Source organism: Thermoproteus thermophilus (assembly GCF_055392855.1).
In genome coordinates, this window is the sequence record NZ_AP042466.1 from 1,339,918 (window position 1) to 1,366,242 (window position 26,325).

At 60.3% G+C, this 26,325-nt stretch carries 28 protein-coding genes and 1 tRNA gene; 23 read left to right on the forward strand and 6 right to left on the reverse strand.

The genetic code is table 11. From position 1 onward, the window contains the following. Positions 1-220 precede the first annotated feature (220 nt). Genes ACZ5PA_RS07765 through ACZ5PA_RS07775 form a run of 3 tightly spaced genes read left to right on the forward strand, consistent with a single transcriptional unit; the run spans position 221 to position 2,528 of the window. Positions 221-484 (forward strand): 4Fe-4S binding protein, encoded by a 264-nt coding sequence (locus tag ACZ5PA_RS07765; RefSeq protein WP_464929777.1) that lies wholly within the window; start codon positions 221-223, stop codon positions 482-484. Further along, positions 481-1,626 carry a pyruvate ferredoxin oxidoreductase gene (locus ACZ5PA_RS07770; RefSeq protein ID WP_464929778.1) on the forward strand — a complete coding sequence of 382 codons (1,146 nt, stop codon included), beginning with the start codon at positions 481-483 and terminating at the stop codon, positions 1,624-1,626. Before ACZ5PA_RS07765 ends, ACZ5PA_RS07770 begins: the two co-directional genes overlap by 4 nt. Then, complete coding sequence (locus ACZ5PA_RS07775) at positions 1,623-2,528, forward strand: 3-methyl-2-oxobutanoate dehydrogenase subunit beta (RefSeq protein ID WP_464929779.1); 906 nt, start codon at positions 1,623-1,625, stop codon at positions 2,526-2,528. Before ACZ5PA_RS07770 ends, ACZ5PA_RS07775 begins: the two co-directional genes overlap by 4 nt. Here the strand turns inward: ACZ5PA_RS07775 and ACZ5PA_RS07780 are convergent, their stop codons facing one another. Next, complete coding sequence (locus ACZ5PA_RS07780) at positions 2,529-3,035, reverse strand: hypothetical protein (protein WP_464929780.1); 507 nt, start codon at positions 3,033-3,035, stop codon at positions 2,529-2,531. It abuts the gene before it with no gap. 142 nt (positions 3,036-3,177) lie between these two features. Between ACZ5PA_RS07780 and ACZ5PA_RS07785 the strand changes: the two genes are divergently transcribed. Further along, positions 3,178-3,573, forward strand: a complete 396-nt coding sequence (locus ACZ5PA_RS07785; protein ID WP_464929781.1) for a HEPN domain-containing protein — start codon at positions 3,178-3,180, stop codon at positions 3,571-3,573. Continuing rightward, on the forward strand, positions 3,563-3,880 hold the full coding sequence (locus ACZ5PA_RS07790; RefSeq protein WP_464929782.1) for a nucleotidyltransferase domain-containing protein: 318 nt from the start codon (positions 3,563-3,565) through the stop codon (positions 3,878-3,880). The genes ACZ5PA_RS07785 and ACZ5PA_RS07790 overlap by 11 nt, the downstream gene beginning before the upstream one ends. Positions 3,881-3,897: 17 nt before the next feature. Here ACZ5PA_RS07790 and ACZ5PA_RS07795 read toward each other — a convergent pair. Together ACZ5PA_RS07795 and ACZ5PA_RS07800 are read right to left on the reverse strand one after the other, a co-directional pair. After that, positions 3,898-3,995 (reverse strand) — tRNA-Thr (locus ACZ5PA_RS07795). A gap of 226 nt (positions 3,996-4,221) precedes the next feature. Continuing rightward, complete coding sequence (locus ACZ5PA_RS07800) at positions 4,222-4,617, reverse strand: hypothetical protein (RefSeq protein WP_464929783.1); 396 nt, start codon at positions 4,615-4,617, stop codon at positions 4,222-4,224. Between the two features lie 270 nt (positions 4,618-4,887). Here ACZ5PA_RS07800 and ACZ5PA_RS07805 point away from each other — a divergent pair, with 270 nt between their 5' ends. The 4 genes from ACZ5PA_RS07805 to ACZ5PA_RS07820 all read left to right on the forward strand — a co-directional run bounded on the left by ACZ5PA_RS07805 (position 4,888) and on the right by ACZ5PA_RS07820 (position 10,184). Further along, positions 4,888-6,561 carry a 2-oxoacid:acceptor oxidoreductase subunit alpha gene (locus ACZ5PA_RS07805; protein ID WP_464929784.1) on the forward strand — a complete coding sequence of 558 codons (1,674 nt, stop codon included), beginning with the start codon at positions 4,888-4,890 and terminating at the stop codon, positions 6,559-6,561. Between the two features lie 2 nt (positions 6,562-6,563). Continuing rightward, a complete protein-coding gene (locus tag ACZ5PA_RS07810) occupies positions 6,564-7,472 on the forward strand; it encodes a thiamine pyrophosphate-dependent enzyme (RefSeq protein WP_464929785.1) in 909 nt (302 codons plus the stop codon). Between the two features lie 79 nt (positions 7,473-7,551). Beyond that, positions 7,552-9,915 carry a tRNA(Met) cytidine acetyltransferase TmcA gene (locus tag ACZ5PA_RS07815; protein ID WP_464929786.1) on the forward strand — a complete coding sequence of 788 codons (2,364 nt, stop codon included), beginning with the start codon at positions 7,552-7,554 and terminating at the stop codon, positions 9,913-9,915. Between the two features lie 107 nt (positions 9,916-10,022). Further along, on the forward strand, positions 10,023-10,184 hold the full coding sequence (locus tag ACZ5PA_RS07820; RefSeq protein WP_464929787.1) for a ribbon-helix-helix domain-containing protein: 162 nt from the start codon (positions 10,023-10,025) through the stop codon (positions 10,182-10,184). Positions 10,185-10,263: 79 nt separating this feature from the next. On the opposite strand, the gene ACZ5PA_RS07825 is transcribed toward ACZ5PA_RS07820, so the two are convergent. Then, positions 10,264-11,391 carry a hypothetical protein gene (locus ACZ5PA_RS07825; protein ID WP_464929788.1) on the reverse strand — a complete coding sequence of 376 codons (1,128 nt, stop codon included), beginning with the start codon at positions 11,389-11,391 and terminating at the stop codon, positions 10,264-10,266. Between the two features lie 168 nt (positions 11,392-11,559). Between ACZ5PA_RS07825 and ACZ5PA_RS07830 the strand changes: the two genes are divergently transcribed. Together ACZ5PA_RS07830 and ACZ5PA_RS07835 are read left to right on the forward strand one after the other, a co-directional pair. Next, positions 11,560-11,799 (forward strand): hypothetical protein, encoded by a 240-nt coding sequence (locus tag ACZ5PA_RS07830; RefSeq protein WP_464929789.1) that lies wholly within the window; start codon positions 11,560-11,562, stop codon positions 11,797-11,799. 120 nt (positions 11,800-11,919) lie between these two features. Further along, positions 11,920-12,642 (forward strand): putative CRISPR-associated protein, encoded by a 723-nt coding sequence (locus tag ACZ5PA_RS07835; protein ID WP_464929790.1) that lies wholly within the window; start codon positions 11,920-11,922, stop codon positions 12,640-12,642. Between the two features lie 303 nt (positions 12,643-12,945). On the opposite strand, the gene ACZ5PA_RS07840 is transcribed toward ACZ5PA_RS07835, so the two are convergent. Continuing rightward, on the reverse strand, positions 12,946-14,361 hold the full coding sequence (locus ACZ5PA_RS07840; protein ID WP_464929791.1) for an aldehyde dehydrogenase family protein: 1,416 nt from the start codon (positions 14,359-14,361) through the stop codon (positions 12,946-12,948). Positions 14,362-14,498: 137 nt separating this feature from the next. Here ACZ5PA_RS07840 and ACZ5PA_RS07845 point away from each other — a divergent pair, with 137 nt between their 5' ends. The 5 genes from ACZ5PA_RS07845 to ACZ5PA_RS07865 all read left to right on the forward strand — a co-directional run bounded on the left by ACZ5PA_RS07845 (position 14,499) and on the right by ACZ5PA_RS07865 (position 19,882). Further along, a complete protein-coding gene (locus ACZ5PA_RS07845) occupies positions 14,499-15,998 on the forward strand; it encodes a 4-hydroxyphenylacetate 3-hydroxylase family protein (protein WP_464929792.1) in 1,500 nt (499 codons plus the stop codon). Further along, positions 15,995-16,420, forward strand: coding sequence for a CBS domain-containing protein (locus ACZ5PA_RS07850; RefSeq protein WP_464929793.1), 426 nt, complete (start codon positions 15,995-15,997; stop codon positions 16,418-16,420). The genes ACZ5PA_RS07845 and ACZ5PA_RS07850 overlap by 4 nt, the downstream gene beginning before the upstream one ends. Positions 16,421-16,487: 67 nt before the next feature. Then, positions 16,488-18,227 carry a succinate dehydrogenase/fumarate reductase flavoprotein subunit gene (locus ACZ5PA_RS07855; protein WP_464929794.1) on the forward strand — a complete coding sequence of 580 codons (1,740 nt, stop codon included), beginning with the start codon at positions 16,488-16,490 and terminating at the stop codon, positions 18,225-18,227. After that, positions 18,224-18,535 carry a 2Fe-2S iron-sulfur cluster-binding protein gene (locus ACZ5PA_RS07860; RefSeq protein ID WP_464929795.1) on the forward strand — a complete coding sequence of 104 codons (312 nt, stop codon included), beginning with the start codon at positions 18,224-18,226 and terminating at the stop codon, positions 18,533-18,535. Before ACZ5PA_RS07855 ends, ACZ5PA_RS07860 begins: the two co-directional genes overlap by 4 nt. 42 nt (positions 18,536-18,577) lie before the next feature. Beyond that, the gene (locus ACZ5PA_RS07865) at positions 18,578-19,882 is read left to right on the forward strand and encodes an FAD-dependent oxidoreductase (RefSeq protein WP_464929796.1); all 1,305 of its coding nucleotides are present in this window, start codon (positions 18,578-18,580) and stop codon (positions 19,880-19,882) included. On the opposite strand, the gene ACZ5PA_RS07870 is transcribed toward ACZ5PA_RS07865, so the two are convergent. Further along, the gene (locus ACZ5PA_RS07870; protein WP_464929797.1) at positions 19,866-20,957 is read right to left on the reverse strand and encodes a zinc-binding dehydrogenase; all 1,092 of its coding nucleotides are present in this window, start codon (positions 20,955-20,957) and stop codon (positions 19,866-19,868) included. The genes ACZ5PA_RS07865 and ACZ5PA_RS07870 overlap by 17 nt on opposite strands. A 129-nt stretch (positions 20,958-21,086) precedes the next feature. Here ACZ5PA_RS07870 and ppcA point away from each other — a divergent pair, with 129 nt between their 5' ends. The 7 genes from ppcA (at position 21,087) to ACZ5PA_RS07905 (ending at position 26,317) form a co-directional block, all read left to right on the forward strand. Next, positions 21,087-22,466, forward strand: coding sequence for a phosphoenolpyruvate carboxylase (gene ppcA / locus ACZ5PA_RS07875; RefSeq protein WP_464929798.1), 1,380 nt, complete (start codon positions 21,087-21,089; stop codon positions 22,464-22,466). A 30-nt stretch (positions 22,467-22,496) separates the two neighbouring features. After that, entirely contained in the window at positions 22,497-22,913 is a 417-nt protein-coding gene (locus ACZ5PA_RS07880) for a CBS domain-containing protein (RefSeq protein ID WP_464929799.1), read from the forward strand. Between the two features lie 29 nt (positions 22,914-22,942). Next, entirely contained in the window at positions 22,943-23,293 is a 351-nt protein-coding gene (locus tag ACZ5PA_RS07885; RefSeq protein WP_464929800.1) for a CBS domain-containing protein, read from the forward strand. Positions 23,294-23,551: 258 nt separating this feature from the next. Further along, positions 23,552-24,571 carry a 50S ribosomal protein L3 gene (locus tag ACZ5PA_RS07890; protein WP_464929801.1) on the forward strand — a complete coding sequence of 340 codons (1,020 nt, stop codon included), beginning with the start codon at positions 23,552-23,554 and terminating at the stop codon, positions 24,569-24,571. A 13-nt stretch (positions 24,572-24,584) separates the two neighbouring features. Beyond that, the gene (rpl4p, locus tag ACZ5PA_RS07895) at positions 24,585-25,448 is read left to right on the forward strand and encodes a 50S ribosomal protein L4 (RefSeq protein WP_464929802.1); all 864 of its coding nucleotides are present in this window, start codon (positions 24,585-24,587) and stop codon (positions 25,446-25,448) included. Continuing rightward, positions 25,445-25,690 carry a 50S ribosomal protein L23 gene (locus tag ACZ5PA_RS07900; RefSeq protein WP_464929803.1) on the forward strand — a complete coding sequence of 82 codons (246 nt, stop codon included), beginning with the start codon at positions 25,445-25,447 and terminating at the stop codon, positions 25,688-25,690. Before rpl4p ends, ACZ5PA_RS07900 begins: the two co-directional genes overlap by 4 nt. Positions 25,691-25,783: 93 nt before the next feature. Next, the gene (locus ACZ5PA_RS07905; RefSeq protein ID WP_464929804.1) at positions 25,784-26,317 is read left to right on the forward strand and encodes an exosome complex RNA-binding protein Csl4; all 534 of its coding nucleotides are present in this window, start codon (positions 25,784-25,786) and stop codon (positions 26,315-26,317) included. The last annotated feature ends 8 nt before the right edge of the window (positions 26,318-26,325 follow it).

Genomic DNA, 26,325 nt, shown 5'->3' on the forward strand with positions numbered 1-26,325 from the left:
CCATAAGAGAACGACTTGTCTTATAACCTTTATAGCCCTATATAGCGCCGAGAAGAGGTCGTATAAGATGACTAAATACTTAGTATAGTTTTAAATGCAACTCTGTGGGAGGAGATACAAAATTGCCTCCTATGAGGCGGAATAGGTCCAAGAACAAAGCAAACCTCAATCTCTATATGTCTATATAAAAAACATAAATACCACAATCGATTAATCCTACGTGGGGCTCGCGTTAGTCCCCATATCAAGACCCGCGCCGGGCTCCGGCGGGCTGACCGGCACGTGGCGTACGTATAAGCCTGTGGTCAACTTAGATAAATGTATAGATTGCGGTATATGTTGGCTTTATTGTCCCGAGTCGGTAATCGATTGGGAAAAAGGACAAAAAATAAAAATAGACTACACGTACTGTAAAGGTTGCGGCATTTGCGCCCACGAATGTCCAGTCAAGGCCATAGACATGGTCCCCGAGGCGGGGCTATGAAGGCGTTGCAAGTCTTCAAGACGGCGTTGACGGGCAACTACGCCGTGGCCCACGCCGTCAAGATGGCGAGGCCTCACGTGATAGCGGCCTATCCCATCACGCCGCAGACCACCATAGTCGAGAAGTTGTCGGAGTTCGTGGAAAAGGGGGAGCTCAAGGCGAGCTTCGTCAACGTCGAGTCTGAGTTCTCGGCGCTGGCCGTGGTCTACGGCGCCGCCATGGCCGGCGCTAGGTCGTTCACAGCGACGAGCAGCCACGGGCTCTTCTACATGTACGAGATGCTCTGGTGGGCCGCCGGCAGCCGCGCGCCGATAGTCATGGCCGTGGTCACGAGGACTCTAGGGCCTCCGTGGAACATCCACGACGAGCACAACGACATATTGGCCATAAGGGATTCCGGGTGGGCCATAGCCATGGCCTCCAGCGTTCAAGAGGCCTTCGATTTGACGATCCAAGCCTTCAAGCTCGCCGAAAGCGCCTATTTGCCCGTCGCAGTGGGGCTGGACGGCTTCGTGTTATCGCACACCGTGGAGACCGTGGAGCTCCCGCCGCAGGAGGTCGTGGACAAGTTCCTACCGCCGAGGAATCCCGATCTGCCCTTGAGGCTCAGGCCCGGCGAGCCCATCACCATGGGCAACATACCCTCGGACGATAGGATACACGCAGAGCATCTAAGGAACATATACAAGGCGCACCAAGAGGCTAAGAAGCTCGTGAAATGGATAGACGCCGAATACGGCGAGTTGACGGGCCGCGAATACGGCGGTTTGGTGGAGAAGTTCGAGCTGGAGGGGGCCAAATACGCGGCGGTCTGCATGGGCGCGTGGTGCGGCGACGCCAAGGAGGCGGTCAAGTCGTTGAGGCGCGACGGAGTTCCCGTGGGCCTCATGAGGCTCCGCTTCGTGAGGCCGTTCCCCGACGAGGAGCTGGAGGAGTTATCGAGCTTCGACAAAGTCGTGGTCTTCGACCGCGACATCACCCCCGCGGGGGGCGTCTTGGGCAGAGAAGTCGCGTCGGTGTTGGGGCGCGATAAAGTGGTCAACGTGTTGGCCGGGCTAGCGGGCGTGGACTTCAAGGCCGAGGAGTTCCGCAAGGCCATCAAATACGCCATAGAGGGCGGCGAGCGCGTGTTGTTGCTATGATAAGGATAGACCTCCTGCCCAAGAAGAAGTACGTGATGCCGGGCAACTCGGCGTGTGCCGGCTGCGGCATGATGATAGGCCTTAAGGTGTTGGGGATGGCCTTGGGCGAGGAGGCGGTGCTCTCGATACCGGCTAGCTGCGCGTCGGTAGTTCAAGGGCTGGGCCCCAAGTCGGGTATTAACATGCCGATATTGAACGTGCCCTTCGCCTCGGCCGCCTCGGTGGCTACGGGCATATCGGAGGCGTTTAAACAGCTGGGGATCAACGGCAAGGCCGTGGTGTGGGCCGGCGACGGCGGCACGGCGGATATAGGGTTCGCCGCCGTGAGCGCCGCCGCCGAGAGGAACAGCGATGTGTTGTACATAATGTACGACAACGAGGCCTATATGAACACCGGAATACAGAGGAGCAGCGAAACGCCAAGAGGCGCGTGGACCACGACGACGCCCACGGGCAAACGCGAGGGGAAGAAGGACGTGGCCCTCATCTTGTTGGCCCACGGAGTTCCGTACGTGGCCACTGCCAGCATAGCTTATCCACAAGACTTCTACAACAAGATCAAGAAGGCGTCGGAGAGGAGGGGCTTCAGGTTCATCCATCTATTCGCGCCTTGTCCGCCCGGGTGGCACTTCGACCCGTCGTTGACCGTCGAGGTGGCCAGAAAGGCCGTGGAGACCGGCGCGTTTATACTATGGGAGTACGACAACGGCGAGTTTAGACTAAATCCGCCTAGCTCCGCCCTTATCGACAAGAAGAGAAGAAAGCCGCTTATCGAGTACTTGAAGCTACAGGGGAGGTTCGCCCACTTGACGGAGGAGCAAATACGCCAGATGGAGGAGGAGATAGACCGCAAGTGGGAGTTCTTGTTGAGGTTCGCGCAAGCCGCGTCGTCCAAACGCTGATTAATCCACGTAGAACTCTATCGCCTCCCTCCCGCCGACCTTGACGCCGGCCGGCACTCTCACAAATAGGAGGTTCCCAACCGCCCTCGCCTCGCCGGCCATGGAGGCCCTCAACACGCGCCCGGGCAGCCGCCATAGGAACTCGTAGGGGTACTCCGCGATTTCCTCCTCGTAGAAGTCCTCGTAGACGTTGACGCCGCGTCGGAGCTCTCCGCCGAATTCTATCAAGAAGACTATATAGGGCCGATTTATGGCCATGAGGCCTATGTCGACGTAGACGACCTTCGCCTCGACCCTCCTCCCGTTGATGCGTATCTCCTCCTCGTCCAGAAAGGCTTGCATATTCCTCCACACGATCTCGCGCTCCCTCTCCAGCTCTCTCCTCGTGAGGCCGGCGTAATACGCGCGGGGGTCGTCGTAGTAGAACACCATGTACTGCGCGACGCGGCCGGAGGGCTCCATGTGGAAGAAGGCCCTCGCGAATATCGGCTTGACCTCCTCGGACACGTACAAGACGACGCAACGACCTTTAAGGTTGCCGCCGAGCCGTTGGCGCAAGGGCCTATGGGCTAGGCCGCGTCCTCGAGGCCGACGACTTCCCGAGGCGGTTTGGGCGAAGCCCGCCAGCGGCTCAAATAAAAGGGAAATTATGTTATGTGGGCGCGAGGGACGAGGTGGAGACTTTGTTGCGGAGGCCAGGGATTTCTTAAGGACTGCGAGGTTCCAGATCGACGTCGGGATCTACGATCTCGCCGTCTTCAACTTAGAGCAAGCGCTTCAGCTCTTCTTGAGAGCCAAGCTCCTCGAGCTCGGCGTCCAGTACCCGAGGACCCATAGCCTCCGCCAGTTGCTCAAGCTCTTGCAAGCCGTCGCGCAAGGGGAGAGGGGGCGCTTGGCGGGAGAGCTGCTCGATAAATACCTCCTAGAGCTAGGCGCCTTGGAGGACGCGTATATAAACTCGCGCTATATCCCCCGCGAATACACGAGAGATGAGGCCGAGAGATTATTTAAAGTGGTTCTCGAAATAATGAACAGTGGGCTTTGATTTATTAATCGAGGACGCCAAGAGGAGGCGGGAGGCGTTCGAGAACTTGGAGAAATACCTCTCGACGATTAAGGAGGTGGCCAAATCGTTGGACCCAAACGCCGAGGTTTACCTCTTCGGCTCCGTGGCCGAGGGGAGACACGTCCTCTCCAGCGACATAGACGTCTTGGTGGTCACCACGGCGGATCCGCCCGTAGTTTTGGAGAGGTTGTGGCGGGCCGGGATAGGGCCTCCCTTCGAGGTCCACGTAAGGCCGCCGGAGGCGTTGCCCTTGTACCAGAAACGCAGTAGGCTCGTGAGGGTCTAGCCCTCGGTGAAAACGCGTGGAGCCCCGGCCGGGATTTGAACTCCCGGGGTTCTACTCCCTCCCGGGACCTCTCGCTTACCAAGCGAGCGCTCCAACCAGGCTGAGCTACCGGGGCCGATTGCTTGAGATCCCGTGTTTTTATCTTTTCTGCAGACAAACGCCAAGCATTTAGCGCTCGTCGATCGGGCGCAGAGGGCTCGTCGACGGCCTTGAGGATCTCGGCGCGTTCCGAAGGCCAAATGCCGCTTGGGCTATTAAATGGGCCTCATACGCGCGACCCAGAACTCCGAAAGCGTAGGCGCGCGAGTGCCGTCGCTCAAGCTCCCGAGACGAATGCGGCCTTAAGGCAACGCCAGCTTGTAGGCGATAAGGCGGAAGGCCTCCCTCGGAATTCTCCCTATTTTGCGGACTGGCACCAAAGCGAGGACGGGGCCGTTGTAGGGGATATGCACCCTCATAGTCACTCTTTTATTACACACGACGCCCTCCAGCCGCCCTCTCCGTATCTCCCCCTCTATTGCCTGGTCTGCGTGATCCAGAACCAGCTCCTCCTCCGAGAGCGGTCTGGGGTTCACAAGCGCCACGCCCCCGTTGGGGGCGCGGAGCACGTCCACATATGCCGGCGGCTTCACGGGAGGAGGGGGGAGCGCGGCGTATTCCACCTCGATCTGCCCGCAGGCGGCCTTTCTGGCAATGAGGGCGAGCCCTACCGGGGCGTGGTACTCGAGGACGATCATGCCCTCCGAATCGTCGGGATATAAAAGGATCCGTGAAGTTCACGGCGCGCGCTACGCCGTGAACCGTCAAGTTCACGGCGTGAACTAAGTCGTCGTTAAACCTTTATATATCGTTCTCCGGGATTGCGTCTAGGAGCCGGCTGGGGGATTTCGCCGAGGACCATCCCTGTATTTCGCTTTGTATTCACGACGCCGGTGTATGTATCCATATCACCTCACGCCTACTCCCTAAATCCATAATTAATATTAATGAAAATCGAAATTCGATTCATGGAATTGACTATCCGGATAAGCGGAGCGCAAGGCGAAGGCGTAGAGTCGGCCGGCCGCCTAACAGCACAAGCCTTGGCTAGGCTCGGCTATCACGTATTCGCGTATCGCCAATATGCGTCGATAATCAAGGGCAACCCAACGATGTTCTACCAAATCAGGGCGTCCACCGCGAAGATACACAGCCACGGCCGTTGGAGGTCCTTCGACGTCCTCGTGGCCCTCAACAAGAACGCCTTGGCCGCCTACGAGGGCGGGGCGAAATATGTGATATACGACTCGGCCGATAGGCAGACGCCCCAGAGGAAGGGCGAGGTGCCGGTCCCGTTGACGGACTATGCCGTGAAGGCCGGCAACAAGATAATGCGCAACACGGTGGCCGTAGGAGCCCTTATGGGCATCTTGGGGGCGGACCTCTCAGTGCTCGAGGACCTCTTGAGGAGGGAGTTCGGCGAGAAGGGCGGGAAAATCGCAGAACAGAACATACAAGCGGCCCAAATGGGCTTCGACCACGCCGCTAAGACGGCGGGGGGCGCCTTCGGCTTGGGCAAGGCCGGGGAGCCCAAGCTACTCATGTCAGGCGCCGAGGCCCTAGCCGTGGGCTCTATATTGGCCGGCATGAGGTTCTACGTTGCCTACCCCATGACGCCGGCGAGCCCCATCATGCATTTCTTGGCCGAAGTGGGGCCCAAGTTCGGCGTCGCTGTGTTGCAAGCGGAGGACGAGATAGCGGCTATGAACATGGTCGTCGGCGCTTCCTTCGCCGGCGTCAGGGCGGCGACTGGCACCTCCGGCGGCGGCTTCGACCTCATGCACGAGGCCTTCGGCCTCGCCGGCATGATAGAGGCGCCAGCAGTGGTGTTCTTGAGCCAGAGGGGCGGTCCCAGCACCGGCCTCCCCACCGAGACAGAGCAAGCGGACCTCTTAATGGCCCTATCGCCCTCGCACGGCGAATACCCCCACGCCGTTTTGGCGCCGTATACTATAGAGGATGGGCTATACGCCGCCGCCAAGGCCTTCAACTTGGCCGAGAAGTACCAGATCCCCGTCATCGTCATGACGGATCTCTACTTCAACGAGTCCTTGACGACCATAGACGACATAGATTGGAGGAGGTTCAAGATAGAGAGGGGCGAGCTGGTCACCTCGCCCGTGGTGTGGGAGGATTACAAGCGCTATAAATTGACCGAGAGCGGCGTGTCGCCTAGAGTGATACCGGGCGTCCCCGGCGGGATGCACGTGGCCACCAGCGACGAGCACGACGAGAGGGGCGACGTGATAACCGATAGGCATTTGCCCGAGATAAGGAAGGCCATGCACGACAAGAGGATGAGGAAGATGGCAAAAGTCGTCGAGGAGATGGAGGGCCCCGCCGTCTTCGGGTCGGGCGAAATGGCGCTGGTCACCTGGGGCTCTACGGCCATGCCTTTGTTGGACCTCGCGTCGTCCAGAAACGACGTGCAAGTGGTCGCCTTCAGGGATATATACCCGTTGAACAAGGAGGCCGCCTCGAGGGCGCTCGACGGATCGAAGACGCTCGTCGACGTGGAGCTCAACTACGAGGGCCAACTGGCGTTGTACCTCAAGAGGGAGCTCGGCGTCGAGTTCAAGAGGAGGATCTTGAAGTGGTGGGGCGAGCCGTTCAGCGTAGACGAGCTCTCCGAGCTGGTGTAGCCATGGCGTCGATTAAAGTCCAAGTGAGCAAAAAGCCCATGGACTTCGCCGTGGCTAGGCAGCCCATATGGTGTCCGGGCTGCGGCGATTACGGCATACTGGAGGCCTTGAGGAGAGCCCTCGCCGAGGTGGGGGCCAAGAACGAGGAGGTGGTGATCGTGTCGGGGATAGGCTGCTCTTCGCAGTTGCCGCACTTCATGAAGACCTACGGCCTACACGGCATACACGGCCGCGTGTTGCCCGTGGCCACAGCCATCAAGGCGGCGAACCCCAAACTGACCGTGATAGGCGTAGGGGGCGACGGCGACGGCTACGGCATAGGGCTCAACCACCTCATACACGCGGCGAGGCGCAACGTGGGCGTCGTCTACGTGGTCTCCAACAACCAAGTCTACGGCCTCACGACGGGCCAGATGTCGCCCACGTCCTTGAAGGGCATGAGGACCAAGACCACTCCATACGGCTCCATAGACGAACCGGTCAACCCGTTGGCTTTGGCGCTATCGGCCGGGGCCACGTTCGTGGCGAGGGGCTTCAGCGGCGACGTGGCTCACCTAGCCCAGATAATAGTCGAGGCCTTGAGGCACAAGGGCTTCGCCCTAATAGATGTACTGAGCCCTTGCGTGACCTTCAACCGGGTGAACACGTACGACTGGTTCAGGGCGAGGATCTACAAGCTAGAGTCCGTGGGCCACGACCCGGCCGATTTCGAGCAAGCATATAAGAGAGCGCTGGAGTGGCCCACGTTGGACCCCAACGGTAAGATACCCATAGGCGTATTCTACAAGAGGGAGGATCTACCTCCCTACGAGGAGGAAGTCGCCAAACTGCTCGGCGGGAGGCCGCCCATAGAGGCGCCGCTCGAGCTACCCGAAGAGAAGATAAAGGAGCTCCTCTCCCGTTTCGCATAGGCGCGCCTCAGCGACGACCACGGGGAGGATCGCGTAGCCGGGCCCTAAGGTTTTTAAGCCCTCTAACAGAAGTCCCAGAGTGCTGAAAGAGGTCGTGGCGGAGGAGTTGTCCAAGGCGAAGAGGGCCCGCCACCGGAGGCTCGTCGCCGTGGTCGGAGTCGACGATCGGAAAGTGGCCGAGGCGGTGGCGGACGCCCTCGAGGCGTTCGAATCGATCGCGGACAGCGGGAGGGGCTTGTACATGTTCCAGCCCGAGTACGCGGACGCCAATAGGAGGCACAACTACGTGAGGGACTTGATGAAGGACTCCCCGTTGGAGATAGAGTTCCGCCCCTATAAGGACACGCCGAAGTTGTTGGGCAAGACATACGACTTCGCGGTGCTCGACCTCATCAACGACTTGAAGCCCAACGACGTGGGGAGGCTCGGGGGAGTGGTCGCCGGCGGGGGGCTGTACGTGTTGACGTTGCCGCCTCTGGAGGTCTGGAGGAGCTACATCACGAAGTTCCAGGCCACGCTCTTGGTACCCCAGTATAGGCCCAACGACGTGAGGCACAGGATGAAGGAGAGGTTCTGGAGGAAGCTCTGGGAACACGACGGCATTGTGGTATACGACGCGGAGAGAGGCGAGGTGTTGCGGAGGCCCGTCTCGGAGCCCCCGGAGTGGGTAAAGCCCGAGGTGAAGGTGCCGGACAAGGCCGTGATCCCTGTCAAGATCTACCAGTTGGCGGCCACGCAAGACCAAGTAGAGGTCCTCAAGCTAATGGAGGGGCTATACGAGAAGCCGAAGCGGAAACAAGCCCTGGTGGTCATAGCCGATAGGGGCAGGGGCAAGAGCGCCGCGCTCGGGCTAGGCCTCGCCGGGCTGGGGCATAGGCTCAGGAAGGCGAAGTCGCAGACGCAGATAGTCGTGAGCGCCATGGAGTACACCAACGTGGAGACGTTGGCCGAGTTCCTCTTGAAGGGGCTGAAGGCCCTCGGCTATAAGCCGGGCGTGGAGAAGGAGAACGGCGAGATCAAGTCGGTGAAGGCCAAGGGGATATTCGTGGATTTCATAACCCCCTACCAGTTGCTGAAGAGGGAGAAAGCCGATGTGGTCGCCATAGACGAAGCCGCCGCCATCCCCTTGCCGATACTCTACGCGGCCCACAAGAAGTTCGATAGGCTTGTCTTCGCCACGACCATACACGGGTACGAGGGGGCCGGGAGGGGCTTCTCCATAAGGTTCCTCGAGAGCCTCAAGAAGGACCCCGACACGGACGTGAAGATCTACGAGATGGAGGAGCCCATCCGCTACGGCCGCGGCGATCCCGTGGAGAGGTGGCTATTCGACACGTTCCTCCTAGACGCCGAGCCCGAGGAGCTAGGCGACGAGGACTACGAGCTGATAAGGGAGAAGAGGCTCAAGTACCTCGACGAGGCCGACGTGGTCTCCGACGAGGAGAGGCTGAGGAGGTTCTTCGGCATATACGTACAGGCCCATTACAGGAACGAGCCGGACGACTTGGGCATGTTGCTCGACGCGCCCCACCACACTGCGCGGGCCGTCGCGCTCGAGAACGGCAAAATAGTCGTCTCCTTGGAGTTGGCCGAGGAGGGAGGGCTGGGCGAAGACTTCGTGGACGAGGCGCTGAGGGGGCTGAAGCTGCCAGGGAACATACTGCCAGATAGGTTCCTCAAGTACTGGCGCCTTCCCGAATTCGCCGAGTTGAAGGGGTGGCGCATAGTCAGAATAGCGACCCACCCGGCGGCGCAGGACATGGGGCTGGGCACCGAGGCCCTCAAGATGGTCGAGGCCGAGGCCGCCAAGAGGGGGTACGACTGGGTAGGAGTGGGCTTCGGCGTCCACGGGAAGTTGTTGAAGTTCTGGATCAAGAACGGCTATATCCCCATACACATATCGCCCGAGAGGAACCCGGTGTCCGGGGAGTACAGCGTCCTCCTCATAAAACCGCTTAACGAGAAGGCGGCCGAGCTCGTTAAATACGCGAACGTGGAGTTCAGAAGGCGTTTGATCCACTCGTTGATGGGGCCCTACAGCGACCTCGACCCGGCCGAGGCCAGAATGCTCTTGGAGGACTGGGGCTGGGGGATAGAGCCCAAGCCGGAGCTGTCGAGGAACCAAATAGATAGGCTGGTGGCCTACGCGGTGGGTCCCATGACGTTCGAGAACGTCTCCGACGCCCTCTACTTCTTGGCCGTGAAGTATTTCTATTCGCCCAAGAGCAAGAGGCCCTCGTTGGACGAGGCCTTGGAGCTTATGCTTATATCCAAGGTCCTTCAAGCAAGGCCTTGGAAGGAAGCCGCCGAGGCGGTTAACGTGAGGAGGGGGTCCTTGATGCTCATGTTGAGGGAGATAACCAAGATCCTCTTGTTCTACTTCCACGGCGGCGAGTTCGAGGTCCCGCTCTTCGTTGTGGGCGTAGTGAGGGGCGAGGACTAGTCCATCGGCCCGAGGCGCCCTTTGGGAAGTCTTAGCCGCGGCGGCCGCCGAGGCGCGGGAGGAGCGCGGGGAATAATTGTTATTTAGATATCTCATCGAGTTCGGTTATGTGCGTGCGTTTGCCAGAGCGCCTCTACGAGGCCTTGAGGAAAGCCGCCGAAGCCGCTGGCTATCACAACGTGGACGAATACGTCGCGGACCTCCTAGAGCAAATGCTCACCGACGACGCGGAGATGTTGAAGAAGCTGAGGAGGTGGGGATACGCTTGAGCTCCGCCGAGGCCGTCCTCGAGCGTTCCCGCCGTCTACGCGGGAGGGCGATACGGGTCGACGAGCTCGCCGAGGGGGGCTAGCGCAGAGGGGCTAATTTCCTTAAGGGGCCGGCCCTCGCGAAGATGAGCGACGCGGTCAGTATAACGGATAGCCCTAAGGCCGCCCCGCCGCCTACGGAGCTGGCCATCAAGATCTCGGACAACGAGAGCAACATCCTCCCGCCGTTCAGCATTATTTGTCTATTTACTAAGTAGTCCATTAGGCGCCTTTTATCCATGGCGTTCCAGGTATAGACGTCGACTATTGGGTATATCAACGGCGATGCGACGTAGTACGCGGTTAAGTAAATCAACGGGAGGCCGAGGAGGAGCGATGCGCCGGATAACGACAAGAGAATCGACGACGACACAACTAAGCGGCGAGGGCCTATCTTGTGCACGAGCCTATCCCTCAACACGTACACCGAAGCGGCCGAGGCCGCGGTCAACAAGTAGTTGGTCAACGCGAAGTAGCGATACGACTTAGTAACTTGATAGAGCAGAATCGTATTGAGGTTCCCCAAGACGTAGTTGGCCCCGCCGACTAGGGCCAAGGCAGTCGCCGTGTATTTATACATCCCCTTATCGTTCTTTATCACGAAAACGGCATTCTTTACGTCTACCTTCGCGTTGATTCTGGCGTCCTCGACTAAGAAGATCGCCAGGACGAGGAGCGCGGCCGTCATGAGGAACAAGAGGCCGTATCCCGAGTTGCGAAACGCCGAGAGGACAGCGCCGTATATCGCGGGCGAGGCGAAGTTCGTCACGAGGCCCAGATAGAACGACTTGTTGAAGAACTGCAGTTTATCGACGACGTTATAGAACACGACGTCCCAGCCGCACCAGTAAAAGCCTTGAGCTAGGCCGTACAACGCCGCTATGAAGGGCAGGACGTCCACGACCCGCACCCCTAGGGCCAACAAAGACGAGTAGAACGCCACGTGGAGCCATATGCCCAGCCCCATGTAGGTCGCTGCGTTGTTGCGGAAGGCCACGAGATAGCCCACCGTTATGTAGCCGGTCAAGATGAAGGCCGAGCTCATGAACAAGAACTCCAAGGTCTGTTCTAGGGACGAGTTGACGTAGACGTAGAGTCCCAGGAGCGGAGCCGAGAGGCTGTTGGCGAAGCCGAACAGCCAAGACGACAACAAAAAGCTCTTCCTCATCGGCGCCATGGGGACTCGCCCAATTTAAGTATTTTAGGGCGAGCCGCGCCGGGGATATGCTGATGGAGGTCGAAGAGGGCGAGGGCGTCTACAAGATCAAGGTGAACGAGCCCTTGCCCCCGGTCGATTTCCAGTTCAAGGGCAATAAGTCCCTTGTCCGGCAACGACTTGCTCGTATTCGGCGAGGGGAAGGCCGATTTAGGCGGCGTCGAGGCGATAAGCAAGGGGGGCAAGGTCTCGTTCTCGCGCCCGCTGTTCGTGAGGGAGCTCGTGATATATGGAGCGGTCGTGGAGAGGGCTAGAGTCGACGGCAAAAGAGAGGTCGAGGCCGCGAGGAGGGGCGGGTACTCGGCCCTGGCGATCAACGGCGAGGCGTCCGAGATAGAGCTCGTGGGGCTTGGCCTATAATCGCCGAGGCTGCTACGCGTCGTCGACGGCGTGGAGGAATCGGCGGATCTCAGCGGGCTTAGCCGCTCGAGGTCCCCGTCGACGGGCTTGTGCGTTATATTTAAAAGAGGTCCTCAATCCATGGTCCCGGTATTCTTAGGCGTGACGGTCGGCGCATCGCTTCTGGCCAACGCGTCCAAGAAGGGGCTACTGCGCGACGGGCCGGACAAGCAAAGTTTGGTGGAATACGCGGCGCAGAGCCCGAGGGAGTGTTGCGCCGAGCTGAACACCATAGTCGCCGTGTTGGAGAAATGGCCCTGGATGGCGTCGGATCTTAGATACTCCCTTTACGCCTCCGATACGGAACAAGGGAGGCTCGCGGCCGAGGTCATCGACGCCGTGATATGCCGCGTCGCGGGCAAATTCGACGAGAAGGGCAAGTGCAAGGGCTCGATCAAGGTGATCAAGGGGCTGGGCCGGGAGGAGGAGTTCAAGGAGTCGCTCTTGGAGCTGGCCGCAGTCATAAAGAACGATTTCGCAGAGGCGAGGAGGGAGGGCAGGCTGGCGTACTTAATAGCGAGCGGCGGCTTTAAGCCGGAGTCCACTTTTGCGGTGCTGGCGGCCTATTTGACCGGGGCCGTCGGCGTCTTCTACATACACGAGACTTTCAGAAAACTAGTGGAGCTCCCCATGATACCGCTTCAGCTGAGGGGCTCAGTGGCCGAGTTCGCTAGCGGAAAGATCGACGAGCACAAGCTGGCAAGGGAGCTCGGCCTCGACGTGAAACACCTAGAGGCCGTTGGGCTTCTGGAGGCAGTGGGAGGAGCTAGACGGCTCAACCCGCTCCTCGAAAAGCTTTTGTGATTCGCCGGACTTAAACGGCTTCTTATGAGGGGCGGGGGCGATAGCCCTCGATTGCCACGACGCGCGTCGAGGCGGCGAGCGAGCCGAATCCGCTAACCACTCCAGTTCCACGACTGTCGCGCATCGGCCTCATCGAACCCTCACCGAACTGGCATAACGCCTAGCCCAACATGCCGATTCGCGGTTAGCTCGACGAGGGGGCGACCTCAACGCCACGACGGGCGCCCGAGCTCCAGCAATCCCTCAACGGCGAGGGGCCCCTACTCGGCGGATCTAAGAAGGCTAAATACCGGGCGATAACGCTTAGATCCCGAAGACGTAGTACTTGGGCTCCGTGAAGTAGAACATAGTGGCCCTGACGCCCTCGCGCCAGCCGAAGCCCGAGTTCTTGACGCCGCCGTAGGGGAGCGCGTCGAACCTGACTCTGGTGGAGTCGTTTATCATGACGGAGCCTGCCCTTATGGCCGACGCGACTCTAAGCGCCTTTTTGTAATCGCCGGTGAACACGGCGGCTTGTAGCCCATAGGGCGTGGAGTTGGCCAGCTCCACCGCCTCCTCCTCGTCCTCGAAGGGGGCTATGGGCAACACTGGGCCGAACACTTCCTCCCTCAACGCCCTGATGTCGGCATTGCCGTCGTCGACTCTTAGGAGCGTGGGCTCGAAGAAGAAGCCCTTTCTGTTCATCCTCCGTCCGCCGTAGAGGACGACCGCGCCCTTAGACACGGCGTCCTCCACGAAGCCCTCCATCGCCTTGACCATCTTCTCCGATATCAACGGGCCCATGTCGGTGCTCTCGTCCATTGGGTCCCCTACTTTGAGGGCCGCAGTCCTCTCCACGACCATCTTCACGAACTCGTCGAATATCCCCCTCTCCACGTAGAGCCTCTTGGTGGCGTTGCAGTTCTGGCCCGCGTTCTCGAACCTAGCCCTGACGACGACGACGGCCGCCCTCTCCAAGTCGGCGTCTTTGAAGACTATGGCGGGGTCGGAGCCGCTGGGGGCTATCATGTACTTCTTGCCTCTGCCCGCGGCCTTGGCGGCCACTTGTAGGCCCACCGCGGTGCTGCCCGTGAAGGTTATCCCGGCCACCTTCGGGTTCTCCAAAAGCTCGTCGAAGACCTCCTCCCCGCTGCCCACGACTACGTTGATCACGCCATCGGGGAAGCCGGCCTTCTTGAACACCTCGTAGAGCTTGAGCGCGGTCAGAGGGGTGTGCGTCGAGGGCTTCGCCACCACCGTGTTCCCGGCTGCCACTATCGGCGCCACCTTGTGGGCGAAGGTGGAGGCGGGGTTGTTGTAGCTCAGAGCGCCTCCCACGACGCCTATGGGCTCTCTCCTCTCGACGACTAGCCTGGACTCGTTGCCGGGAGGGTAGTCGTAGGCGTCGACGCGCGGCGCGTGGCCCTCGAGCACGAACCTGGCCTCGTAGGCGCTGGACCTGATTATCTCCACGGCCCTCCACAACTCGGCCGCGGCGTCTTTGATGGGCTTCCCCGACTCGGCCACCAAAGTCCTCAAGACCTCGTCGAAGGAGATCTCCAGGTAGTCGGCGGCTTTGAGCAAGAGCTTGGCGCGCGCCTTGAGGGGCAAGGCCGACCACTTGTGGAAGGCCTCGTAGGCCGCGTCCACCGCGAGCCTCACGTCCTCCCTAGTGGCCGACTTGAGCGCGGCCAACACCTCGCCCGTCGCTGGGTTGAAGACCAGCACTTCCTTCGACATGCGCCGGCCTTTATGGGGTTTATTAAGAATTTCTTTTATGTATATTAATGCTTTAACTCTATAATTATTTAAAATGATAAATAATAACAACAATGTAAAGCGATAGAAACGTTATATATTCCGCGCCCTCGCCCTCTATGGGTCTAAGAACCGGCGACCAGTACGTCGAGGGGATAAGGCATAGGCAACACGCGGCTATATACGTCATGGGCAAGAGGATCTCCGACGTCACGACGAACCTCTTCCTCAAGCCCTCCGTGCTCTCCTTCAAGGCCACCTTCGACGCGGCCTTCGAGGAGGACACGAGGGATTTGGCCAGGGTCCACAGCCCCATAATAGGCGAAGAGGTGAACCGGTTCAATTCGCTCCATCAAGGACCGCAAGACCTCGTCGCCAAGGTGAAGTTGCTCAGGAAGCTAAGCCACAAGACCGGCGCTTGTTTCCAGCGGTGCGTGGGCTGGGACGCCTTGAACACGCTCTATATAGTGACCAAGAGGCTCGCCGAGAAGGGCAAGAAGACGTACCACGACAACTTCATGAAGTACTTGGCGGACGTGCAGAGGAAGGACCTGGCCCTGGCCGGCGCCATGACTGACGTCAAGGGCGTGAGGACTTTACGGCCCAGCGAACAGCCCAACCCCGACGCCTACGTCCGCGTGGTCGAGGAGAGGGACGACGGCATAATAGTCAGAGGCGCCAAGGCCAACATAACGGGCGTCGCCGTAGTGGACGAGGTCGTGGTCATGCCCACCCGCGCCATGACGGAAAAAGACGAGGCCTACGCGATCTCCTTCGCCGTGCCCTTAGACTCGCCGGGCGTCAAGGTAGTAGTAGGAAGACAATTGAACGACGCGAGGAGGCTCGAGGGCGGCGAGATAGACGGCTTGCCGTATATGTTCAACCACGAAGGGCTCCTAATCTTCGACGACGTGTTCGTGCCGTGGGATAGGGTCTTCTTATACAGAGACTGGAAAGAGGCCGGGGTGTTGGTGGAGATATTCTCCTCTTATCATAGACAAGGCTACGCCGGCTGCAAGTCGGGCCTAGGCGATGTGATCATCGGCGCTGCCCACAACTTGGCCAAACAAATAGGCGTTGCGGACAAGCCCCACGTGCAGGAGAAGATAACCGAGATGATATTCCTAAACGAGACCATGTACTCGGCGGGGTTGGCCGCAAGCTGGGAGGGGAGGAAACTCGCCGACGGGCCCGGGGGCTTTTGGGTGAACCCCATGTTCGCCAACGTGACCAAGCACTTGGTGACCAGATTCCCCTACGAGATAGCCAGGTTGTCCCACGACATAGCGGGCGGCGTACTCGGCACAGCTCCCAGCGAGTTCGACTTGAAGAACCCCGAGATCAAGCAGTTGATCGAGAAGTACCTCCAAGGCGTGCCCGAGTTCTCCGCAGAGGCGCGCCTCCGCATGTTGAGGCTCTTGGAGAACGTCAGCATAAGCGTGGGGTACTTGATAGAGTCCGTGCACGGGGCCGGCAGCCCGCAAGCCCAGAGGATCTCCATGCAGAGGCTCTACGACTTGGAGGCCGCGGAGAAGATAGCGAAATACCTCGCGCGCATGGACAATCGCCCGGTCGACAAGAGGGTGGAGCCGCACAAGAAGAGCGACGCGGAGAGATGAAAGTCCGCTATTTGGCCAGCTCCCCTCCCGTGACAGCCCCTCCCGAAACGCCGATAAGGGAGATAGCCGCCATAATGGCGAGCAGGAGGATAGGCCTAGTGGTGCTCGTAAAAGGCGACGAGCTGGCCGGCGTGGTCTCGGAGAGGGATGTCGTGAGGGCCGTGGCCCAAGGCTTGGACTTAGGCCTACCCGTCGAGGCCATCGCGACGAAGAACGTCGTGACGATAGAGGCCAATGCCGACGTGAAGGAGGCGGCGGCGTTGTTCTATAAGCACAACATCCGCCACCTCGTGGTCACCGACAAGGGGAGGCTCTACGGGGTTTTGTCCATCAGGGATTTGTTGAGGGAGAAGGAGATCCTAGTAGACACAGCGAGCTACGCCGACTTGCAAGCGGAAAACAGCTCGGCCGTCGGCGATTAATAATTATAATTTTTAATTTTGTTTAATCATTAGCAAAAATCTTTAAAATATTTTATCATTGTTATATGTGGAAATTGTCGTATGTGATGTAGTAGTGTTAGGATCGGGGCTCGCCGGGCTTAGGGCAGCCGTCGCAGCGGCGAGCGTCGACGAGAAGCTGGAGGTCTGCGTCGTGACCAAGGCGGTCGGCCCCCGATCCCACAGCATATCGGCCGAGGGGGGCATGGCCGCCGTTATGTACCCGGATAAGACGGGCGATTCGCCGCAACTACACGCCTACGACACGGTCAAAGGCGGGGAGTTCTTGGTGGACCAAGACGCGGCGCTCTTGTTGGCGGAGGAGGCCCCTAAGGAGGTCTTATTCCTCGAGAAGATAGGCGTTCCTTGGACGAGGGAGCCCGACGGCACCTTGGCCTTGAGGCGTTTTGGAGGTATGAGCAAGCCCAGGACGGTCTTTGCTAAGGACAAAACAGGCTTCTATATAATGACAACACTTTATAAATATACAAGGGGATTTCTCAATATAAAGTTTTATGAAGAACATTTAGTGACCAAAATCGTCGTGAAGCACGGGCGATTCTACGGGCTCGTGGCTTTGGACATGAGGAGGGGGGACGTGAAGTTCTTCAAGGCGCCGGCGGGCGTCCTGGCCGCCGGAGGGGGCGGGAGGATGTTCCGGCTGACCACCATGGGCCACCTCAACACCGGCGAGGTCCTCGGCCTCGCCTTGAGGGAGGGGATACCGCTCAAGGACATGGAGTTCGTCCAATGGCACCCCACGGCCTTGGTGCCGAGCGGTATACTGATCAGCGAGGCGGCCAGGGCCGAGGGGGCCTACTTGGTCAACAAGCTGGGCGAGCGCTTCATGAAGCGCTATGCGCCGCAACAGATGGAGTTGGCCCCGCGCGACGTCGTGTCCCGCGCCATAGCCATGGAGTGCAAGGCGGGGCGCGGGTTCTGGAAGGGGGATTTATGCTACGTGGGGCTGGACATCCGCCACCTCGACCCCGCGAGGGTCAAGGAGAGGTTGCCCCTTCTGCTCGAGGTAGTCAGGACCTACGCGGGGATAGACCCGTTGCAAGAGCTCATCCCGGTTGCCCCCGCCGTGCATTACTTCATGGGCGGCGTGAACACGGACCTCTACGGGCGCGTCTTGGACGCGTCGGGCAACTGGATCAAGGGGCTTTGGGCCGCCGGCGAGGCCGCCTCAGTCAGCGTCCACGGGGCCAACAGGCTGGGCTCCAACTCGCTCAGCGAGTGCGCGGTGTGGGGGAGGCTGACGGGCGAAGCGGCGGCCAGATACGCCATGGAGAAGAGGGGAGGCGCGGTAGAGGAGTACTTGAGGAGCATAGCCGATGAGGAGGAAAAACGCATATTCTACGCGCTGGGCAGAAAGGAGAGCGGCGGGGTGCCCGCGTCGCAGATAAAGACCGCCTTGCAGAACGCCATGATGAAGGGGGCGGGGATCTTCAGAGAGGCCTCGACCACGGCCGAGGCCCTCTCCGAGGTCGTGAAGCTCATGGGCGCCTTGAAGCAAGTGAACGTGAACGACTCAAGCAAGGTGTACAACATGGAGTTGAGGGAGGTGATAGAGCTGGACGGGATGCTCCACGCCGCATACGCGGTGCTCCTCGGCGCCTATTTTAGGACGGAGTCGCGGGGGGCCCACTACAGATTGGACCACCCAAGGCGCGACGACAAGAACTGGCTCCGCCACACGTTGGTGTACAAAATCGGCGAGAGCTACGGCGTTGTGTACCAGCCGGTCAGAATGGAGAGGTGGCCCCCCGAGGCTAGACAACTATGAGGTACCGGATATCTATCAGGAGGTATAAAGACGGCGTCCAGTACGTCCAGACCTACGTCGTAGACGCGCCGCCGACCATCACGGTGTTGGACGCGTTGATAACGATAAGGGAGGACCTCGACGGGACCGTGGCGTTTAGATACGCGTGTAGGATGGGCATATGCGGAGCGTGCGCCGTCAAGGCCAACGGAAGGCCGGTCTTGGCCTGCGCGACGAAGTTAATGGATTTGGGAACTCAAGATATATTGATAGAACCAATTCATGATAAAAATATAATTAAAGATCTTGTAGTTGATTTTCAAAAATAAATAAAACAAATAAAAATTAAATAGAAGAAACGCAATGCGGCCATGAGGCGCATCGTCGTCGTAGGGGGCGGCGCCGCGGGGGCCACCGCGGCCTCCAAGGCCAAGAGGGCGAACCCCTCGGCCAAGGTCGTCTTAGTCGAGGCCAGCCCCTACGTGACGCACGCGCCGTGCGCGATGCCCTACGCGCTCAGCCGTCTCGTGAAGCCGTACCTATACACCGCCGACGAGTTCTCGCGGGAGAGGGGCGTCGAGGTCTACGTCAACACGAAGGCCGAAGCCGCCGAGGGGGGAAAGATAAAGCTGTCGGGCGCGCGCACGGGGCTGTTGGAGTGGGACGCCTTGATCATAGCGACGGGGGCATCGCCCAAGGCTCCGAGAATAGAGGGGGTCGAGCTGAGGGGCGTCTACACAGTGAGGCACCCCGCGGAGGTCTGGGAATTAAAGGAGGGGCTCAAGCGTGCCTCCGAGGTGGTGATAGTGGGGGGCGGCTACATAGGCGTGGAGATGGCCGAGGCCCTCTTGAAGCTGGGGAAGAAAGTGGTCGTGGTGGAGTCGGGCAGATGGGTCTTGAACAAAATGGTCGACGAGGAGCTCGGCCGGTGGGTGAACGAGTACATGAGGTCTAAGGGGGCCGAGCTGAGGCTAGGCGAAGGGGTGGTGCGAATCGCCGGGAGGAACGGCGTTGTGGAGTACGTGGAGACCACCGAGAGCGTCGTCGAGGCCGATGCGGTGGTCTTGGCGACGGGCGTTAGGCCCAACGTGGAGCTCGCCGTAGCCCTTGGAGCAAAGCTCGGCGAAACCGGCGCCGTGTGGACCAACAAGTACATGGAGACGTCGGCGCCTGGCGTGTACGCGGCCGGGGACGTGGCGGAGGCCACGAACGCCGTGACGGGGAAGCCCGTGTGGCTGCCCTTGGCCCCCTACGCGAACAAAATGGGCTACGTGGCGGGGGCCAACGCGGGGACTGGGCTGAGGGTCCTCGAGTTCCCGCCGGTGGTCGGGGCCTCCGTCACTAAGTTCTTCGACATGTACGTGGGGAGGGCCGGCATAGGCGAGGCGGAGGCGAGGGAGCTCGGCAAAGCGCGCTCGGCCGTGTTGGTCGCGAGAGATAGGGCGGCCTTCATGCCCAACGGCAAGGAGATAAGGGTGAAGGCCGTGGCGGTCGGCGATATCCTAGTCGGCGTGCAGGCGGCCGGCTTAACCCCCTACGTCGCGGCCGTCGTCGACTTGGCCGCTCAGTTCATAGGAAAGCCCATCTCGTCCGCGATCCTCGCCGAGTACTCCTATATGCCCTTCACGGGACCTGTCTGGCACCCCTTAGCCGCCGTCGCTAGGCTGTTAGACTAATTATGGGCCTCACCGCTTTGCCCGACCTCAAGGCCTCCACGGCCTCGTTTATCTGCTCCAAGCCGTAGAAGGGCCCCGCGAGCAGCTCGGGCTTGAGGAGGCCCCTCTCGACGAGGGACACGACCTTGGGCAGATCGACTCTGGGCCTTGCGCCGTAGCTCCCCACCAAGGATATCCCGGCCCTCACCACCCTCGCCACGTGGACAGGCGCCTTCTTGCCCACTGCCATGAGGCCCACCAACACGACCCTCCCGCCGGCCGCGGCCATCTCCACGGACATGTCGATCGTCTCCTCGGACCCCACGGCCTCCACCACCACGTCGGCCCCCCTCCCGCTAGTGAGGTCCTTGACCGCCTTTATCGGGTCGACCCCTCTGATGTCCACGACCTCAGCGCCGAGCTCCCTCGCCAGCTTGAGCTTCGCCGGGTTCCTCCCCACGGCTATCACCCTGGCGCCGACGGCCTTGGCCACTTGCACTACGGCCAGCCCGACGCCGCCGGTGCCCACCACAGCGACGACATCGCCGGGGCCCACGCCTCCCGAGTTCACCACGGCCCCGTACGCTGTCAAGAAGGCGCAGCCGAGCATGGCCATCTCCGGCTTGTCCGCGAGGGGCTTGGGCAGCTTGGCCAACGCAGACGCGGGGACTACGGCCTCCTCGGCCCAGAGCCCTCCCAAGAAGACCCTCAAGGGCCTTCCCTTCAAGAAGACGTGGTGTTCGCCGTCCAGCAGAGTCCCCTTGAGCCTGACCTCGGAGAACCTCTCGCAGAGGTTCTCCATCCCCCTCGCGCAGTTCTTGCAACGGCCGCACGGCCACACGAAGGAGGTGACCACGACGTCGCCTGGCGAGAAGTTGGTAACCCCGGGCCCGACCTCCTCCACTACTGCGACGGCCTCGTGCCCCGGTATCAATGGGGGCTGCACAGGCGTGGCGCCCTCGAGCACGTAGAGATCGCTGTGGCACACGCCGGCCGCCTTGACTTTCAACAAGACCTCGCCCTCGTGCGGCCTCGCCACGTCCACCTCCTCGACCGAGAGGGGCTTGTTGTATTCATGTAACACCGCCGCCTTCATGTCCCGCGCTCTTCGTCCTATTTTTAAATATACAAACTACATATCTAATTTAATATACTATTGTAATTATAGAACTTTATAAAACTAACTAAAAATGAAATGTTTATAAACTCCTCCATATTTAAGGCGATGCCCGTGCCGAGGCTCATGTGCACTCAACATCCTGACACCACCGTCAAGATCACGGCCAACGAAGAGGTGGACGAGGCCATCGTGGCCTACACTGCGTACGGATGCGACGAGATAATGGTGGACTACGAGGGCAAAATGACGCCCTATAGCCAGCCCAAGGAGATCGTGACCAAGGCCGTCAAGAGCGAGATCCCCTTGGGGGAGAAGTTCTACGTGACCGTGAGGCTCCCCAACCCCAAGCTCGAGGAGTTCGACAGGGCCATGTTGTCGCTTGAGGCGGCCATCGTGGCCAACTACTTCTCGAGAAAATACGCCGAGGTCCAGGCCGTGAGGTGGGTGGTGTTGCCCATGGTGGAGGACCTCGACACAGTCATGTTGGTGAGGAGGATGTTGAAGCGCAAGGCCGAGATCTACAAGTCCGAGACCGGCGTCGACGTGGGCGACATCGAGGTGATCCCCCTCATAGAGGACGCCTTCGTCCAAGTGAAGGCCAAGGCCATAGTGGGCGAGGTCTTCAAGGGCGAGGAGGTCGAGGAGGTGCGCGTCTTCTTGGGCAAGTCCGACTCGGCGGTCAAGCACGGCCACTTGGCCTCGGCCTTGGCTATACTATACGCCATGTCGAGGCTGAAGGAGTTCGAGGCGGAGGCGGGGATCAAGGTGAGGCCCATACTGGGCATGGGCTCTCCCCCCTTCAGAGGCGGGCTCAACAACCCGCGGCTGGCGCATCTGGAAGTAGTGCAGTACTCGGGCTACCACACGGCGACTGTGCAATCCGCTGTCAGATACGACGCGTCCCTGGACGAGTACGTAAGAGTTAGGGAGTCCATCCTGAACGCCTGTTGCGGGGTCAGAGCGCCTGTCGGGGACGACGTGTTGTCCCTTATACAAGAGGCCTCCATGAAGTACAAGCTCCAGATGCTCAAACACGCGGAGAGGGTGGTCGAGGTGGCGAGGCTCGTGCCCACAACCAGGGATAGGGTGAGCTGGAAGGACTACGGCAGATCTATCCTGGACGGGGAGCGCGCGGTCCACATGCCCCGCGCCATAGTGTACACCTCGACGTGGTACGCCATGGGCTTCCCCCCGACGTTGGCGGACGCCCCGTATCTGCTAGAGTTGGCCAAGGCCGATAAGCTCGATTTAGTCCTCAAACACCTCCCCACGTATAGGAGGGAGCTCGAATACGACTACGAGTTCTTCGACCCGCAGACGGCCCAGAGATACCTAAGCGCGGAGCTCGTGGCGGCGGCCGTGGAGCTCGCCGACTATTTGGGCATAGACGTCAAGCCCAGCTCGGCCTACTTGGCGTTGTTGAGAATGCCGAGGAGCGAGCCGAACATAATAGCGTTGGGCAAATACCGCAAATTCTTGGGTTAATGTTAATAAATCTTGTAATGCCTACTTCATATGTCTAAAATAAATGAATATATCAAGGGCCAGCTCGTGACCGCAAGGCCGGACGCCACGGTGGAGGAGGTGGCCCGGCTGATGGCGGAGAAGAACGTGGGCTCGGTGGTCTTGGTGGACGAAGAGGGGAGGCCTGCCGGCATCGTGACGGAGCGGGACCTAGTGAGGGCCATAGCGTACGGAAGGCTGAAGGCCAAGGCCGCCGAGGTGGGCACCACCTCCAACTTGCTCACGGCGACTCCAGACGACGACGTGTACGAGGTCTTGAAGAAGATGAGGGAGAGGAGGGTTAGACACCTCATCGTGGTGGGCGAGGACGGCCGGGTGAAGGGCGTGGTCTCCATAAGGGACTTCTTAGAGGACAAAGCGCTGAGGGCCTTGGGCGATAGGGTATGGTGGCCTCCTCCCGAGGACTAAAAGTACGCGACTTAATCAAGAGGCCTCCCGTGACGATCTCGCAGACGGCCACGTTGCTGGAGGCCGCGGACGCCTTGACTAAGCACAACATAGGGGCGTTGTTGGTGACGGACGCGGCCGGCAACCCCGTCGCCGTGTTGTCCGAACGCGATATAGTGAGGGCCATAAGCATGAGGATGCCGTTGTCGACCCCCGTCGAGGCCTTCATGTCCACGGGGCTGATAACCGTCAACGCGGACGACGACGTGGAGAGGGCCGCGGAGCTCATGTGGGCGAACAACATAAGGCACCTAGTAGTGGTGGAGGGAGGCAAGGCCATAGGCGTGATCTCCATAAGGGACCTCATAAACCCCAAGGTGTTGAGGCGCTTGCGAGGCTAGGCGACGCCCCCGGGCGCGTCTTCGTAGCGGCGCGTTTCGACAAGGCGGGCTCCCTCGCGTTGTTTATATGAGCTCGTCTACTCCCTCGCCGAGGTATATACGCCCCCCGTGCCTCGGCCTAGACTGCGGCCCCTCCGCCTAGCGGGATCCTCCTGGGAAGCCCCTCGACAACGGCGCCTCGCCGCCACGACGAGGAGAGCGGGGTCGTTGTGCTGAACGGCGTGTCTAAGTTTATAAATCGAGCTCTTGCGAGACGCCATGGGCCTTAAGATAAATAGGCCGCGCCGCGGCTCGATGGGCGTATACCCGAGGAAGCGCGCAGCGGATATAGTGCCCAGGGTGAGGACGTGGCCCTACGTGGACCTCGGCAAGCCGGCCCTCATGGGGTTCGCCGCCTATAAGGTCGGGATGCTCCACGCAGTGGTAGTCGAGGACGAACAGACGAGCCCCCTCTTCGGCAAGGAAGTAGTCAGGGCCGCCACGGTCCTCGAGGCGCCTCCGCTTAGAGTGCTCGCCGTGAGGCTCTACGGGCTGGACCCGACCAACGGCTATAGGAAGGCCTTGGCCGAGGCCTGGGCCCCGGAGATCCCCAAGGACGTGCGGAGGGCGGTCAAGACGCTCCCGGAGAAGTTCGACCTAGAGGCCCAGCTCAAGAAGATAGAGGCCGTCAAGCCGTTGGCCGTGGACGTGAGGGCTATCGTGGCGACGCAGCCGAGGCTAGCCGGCATAGGCAAGAAGACGCCCGAGGTCCTCGAGATACCCATAGGCGGAGTCCCCTCGTTGGAGGACCGGCTCAAGTACGCGCTCGACGTCTTGGGCAAAGAGGTGAGGATCTCGGATGTCTTCGCGGAGGGGCGCCTCGTGGACGTCATAGCGGTGACGAGGGGCAAGGGCTGGCAAGGAGTCATAAAGAGGTTCGGCGTCAAGATCTTGCCGCGTTGGCATAAACACCGCAAGGGCCATAGGAGGACGGGCACCATAGGCCCGCAGAGCCCGGCGCTCATGTTCACCCAGCCGAGGCCCGGCCAGATGGGCTTCCACCAACGCACGGAGTACAACAAGAGGATCTTGAAAATCGGCGCCAACCCGGCGGAGATAAACCCCAAGGGAGGTTGGCCGCACTACGGCCTCGTCAAGAGCGATTTCGTGGTGTTGGCCGGCAGCGTCCCCGGAGTACAGAAGCGCTTGGTCGTGTTGAGGCACCCCGTCAGGCCGCCGCCCAAGGCGCCCACGACGGCTCCGCAAGTGGTCTGGCTCTCGGTACAAGGTATAGCTTAAATACCGGTCGGATATGGCGGTCGTGTCGATCGATAGGCTGTTGCTCCAGTTGAGGAACCAGGACCTATCGCCGCTCATAAAGCCGCTCTACTCTCCGCCGCCGGAGAGAGTCGCCGTCTACGGCCTCGACGGGAGCAAGATAGGCGAGGTGGAGCTCCCGCCCCATTTCTTCGAGCCCGTGAGGCCCGACCTCATCAAGAGGGCCTTCCTGAGCGCTTTGTCGGCCAGATTCCAGCCCAAGGGCGTCAGCCCAGAGGCGGGCAAAAGCCACAGCTGCCAATCCTTCGGCGTTGGGCTCGGCATAGCGAGGATCCCGAGGTATAAAGGACATCTCTGGCCCAGGGGCTGCTTCGCGCCGAACACCGTGGGCGGCAGGAGGGCCCATCCTCCGAGGGTCGAGAAGAAGCTACACGAGGAGATCAACAAGAAGGAGAGGAGGTTGGCCATAAGGTCTGCCATAGCCGCGACGGCGTATTTGCCGTTGGTGAAGGCCAGGGGCCACGTCGTGGAGGGCTTGGAGCAGTTGCCGCTCGTCGTCGTAGACGACGTGGAGAAGGTGGGCAGGACCGAGGAGTTGAGGAGGATCTTGTCGGCCTTGCACGTCTGGGCCGACGTCGAGAGAGCCGCCGAGAGGATCAGGGTGAGGTCCGGCATCGGCAAGATGAGGGGGAGGCGCTACAAGGAGCCCAAGAGCTTGTTGTTCGTGGTGTCGGACCCGGGCGCGCCCCTCGTGAAGGCGGCTAGGAACTTGCCGGGGGTGGATGTTACATACGTCAAGGCGCTTAGCGTGTTGCATTTAGCGCCCGGCGGCGTTCCCGGCAGATTGACCCTGTGGACTCGGAAATCCCTCGAGGAGCTCAAGGGCTTGTTCCTATGATCCGGCGCTTCGTGTTGACGGAGAAGGCCTTGATGCTCGCCGAAAAGGAGAACAAGATAACGGTGGTGGTGGATAGGTCAGACACCAAGAAGGCCGTCAAGGAGCAGTTCGAGAAGCTCTACGGCGTCAAGGTCGAGTACGTCAACACCGTGATAACGCCGAGGGGCGAGAAGAAGGCCGTAGTCAAGTTGTCCCCGGAGCACAACGCCTTCGATTTGTTGTCGAGGCTGGGGCTCCTATAACCCTCGGATCGTGGGTTCCCGCGCATCTGTAGCTACTAAAGACCGTCGTCATCGGGCTCGATAAACAATTTTAACGTGCGTTATTAGCCTTTCGTGCAGATCCAGCGCAAGTTAGTGTTGCCGGGCGAGGAGGTCGCCACGCCGGAGGAGTTCGTCGTAGACGGCAGAGCTTACCTAGACGGCGTGTTCCGCGCGGCGGCGCTCGGCGTGGCCATATACGACAAGAGGGGGCACACGGCCTTGGTCAAGCCGTTGAGGGACAACAGCTATCCGAGACAAGGGGATACGGTGTACTGCGTCGTGACGTCCAAGGGAGCTAAAGCCCTCAGTGCTAGGTGCGTCGCCAAGGAGGGGAAAGGCGTCGAGGAGCTCAAGTACCCGGTCTCGGCGATTATACCGCCGCAGTTCGCGGACGGAAAGGTGGGCATCGGCGATTACGTGAGGGCGCGCGTGGTGTCCAGCTTAGGGCCGCCGTTCTTGTTGTCGATAAAGGGCCCCACATACGGCGTGGTCAGGGCCATTTGCCCCAAATGCGGCAACGTCATGAAGAGGCGCGGGGCCCAGCTCGTGTGCCCCGTCTGCGGGGCCGTCGACGTGCGCAAGATAGCCCAAGGCTTTTATGTATAGGACGATAT

Bases quoted from the DNA above. Each gene is read 5' to 3' on its own strand.
- ACZ5PA_RS07770 (WP_464929778.1), top strand. From the start codon at position 481: ATGAAGGCGTTGCAAGTCTTCAAGACGGCGTTGACGGGCAACTACGCC.
- ACZ5PA_RS07775 (WP_464929779.1), top strand. From the start codon at position 1,623: ATGATAAGGATAGACCTCCTGCCCAAGAAGAAGTACGTGATGCCGGGC.
- ACZ5PA_RS07785 (WP_464929781.1), top strand. From the start codon at position 3,178: ATGTTATGTGGGCGCGAGGGACGAGGTGGAGACTTTGTTGCGGAGGCC.
- ACZ5PA_RS07800 (WP_464929783.1), bottom strand. From the start codon at position 4,617: ATGATCGTCCTCGAGTACCACGCCCCGGTAGGGCTCGCCCTCATTGCC.
- ACZ5PA_RS07805 (WP_464929784.1), top strand. From the start codon at position 4,888: ATGGAATTGACTATCCGGATAAGCGGAGCGCAAGGCGAAGGCGTAGAG.
- ACZ5PA_RS07810 (WP_464929785.1), top strand. From the start codon at position 6,564: ATGGCGTCGATTAAAGTCCAAGTGAGCAAAAAGCCCATGGACTTCGCC.
- ACZ5PA_RS07820 (WP_464929787.1), top strand. From the start codon at position 10,023: ATGTGCGTGCGTTTGCCAGAGCGCCTCTACGAGGCCTTGAGGAAAGCC.
- ACZ5PA_RS07825 (WP_464929788.1), bottom strand. From the start codon at position 11,391: ATGAGGAAGAGCTTTTTGTTGTCGTCTTGGCTGTTCGGCTTCGCCAAC.
- ACZ5PA_RS07835 (WP_464929790.1), top strand. From the start codon at position 11,920: ATGGTCCCGGTATTCTTAGGCGTGACGGTCGGCGCATCGCTTCTGGCC.
- ACZ5PA_RS07840 (WP_464929791.1), bottom strand. From the start codon at position 14,361: ATGTCGAAGGAAGTGCTGGTCTTCAACCCAGCGACGGGCGAGGTGTTG.
- ACZ5PA_RS07845 (WP_464929792.1), top strand. From the start codon at position 14,499: ATGGGTCTAAGAACCGGCGACCAGTACGTCGAGGGGATAAGGCATAGG.
- ACZ5PA_RS07850 (WP_464929793.1), top strand. From the start codon at position 15,995: ATGAAAGTCCGCTATTTGGCCAGCTCCCCTCCCGTGACAGCCCCTCCC.
- ACZ5PA_RS07860 (WP_464929795.1), top strand. From the start codon at position 18,224: ATGAGGTACCGGATATCTATCAGGAGGTATAAAGACGGCGTCCAGTAC.
- ACZ5PA_RS07865 (WP_464929796.1), top strand. From the start codon at position 18,578: ATGAGGCGCATCGTCGTCGTAGGGGGCGGCGCCGCGGGGGCCACCGCG.
- ACZ5PA_RS07870 (WP_464929797.1), bottom strand. From the start codon at position 20,957: ATGAAGGCGGCGGTGTTACATGAATACAACAAGCCCCTCTCGGTCGAG.
- ppcA (WP_464929798.1), top strand. From the start codon at position 21,087: ATGCCCGTGCCGAGGCTCATGTGCACTCAACATCCTGACACCACCGTC.
- ACZ5PA_RS07880 (WP_464929799.1), top strand. From the start codon at position 22,497: ATGTCTAAAATAAATGAATATATCAAGGGCCAGCTCGTGACCGCAAGG.
- ACZ5PA_RS07890 (WP_464929801.1), top strand. From the start codon at position 23,552: ATGGGCCTTAAGATAAATAGGCCGCGCCGCGGCTCGATGGGCGTATAC.
- rpl4p (WP_464929802.1), top strand. From the start codon at position 24,585: ATGGCGGTCGTGTCGATCGATAGGCTGTTGCTCCAGTTGAGGAACCAG.
- ACZ5PA_RS07900 (WP_464929803.1), top strand. From the start codon at position 25,445: ATGATCCGGCGCTTCGTGTTGACGGAGAAGGCCTTGATGCTCGCCGAA.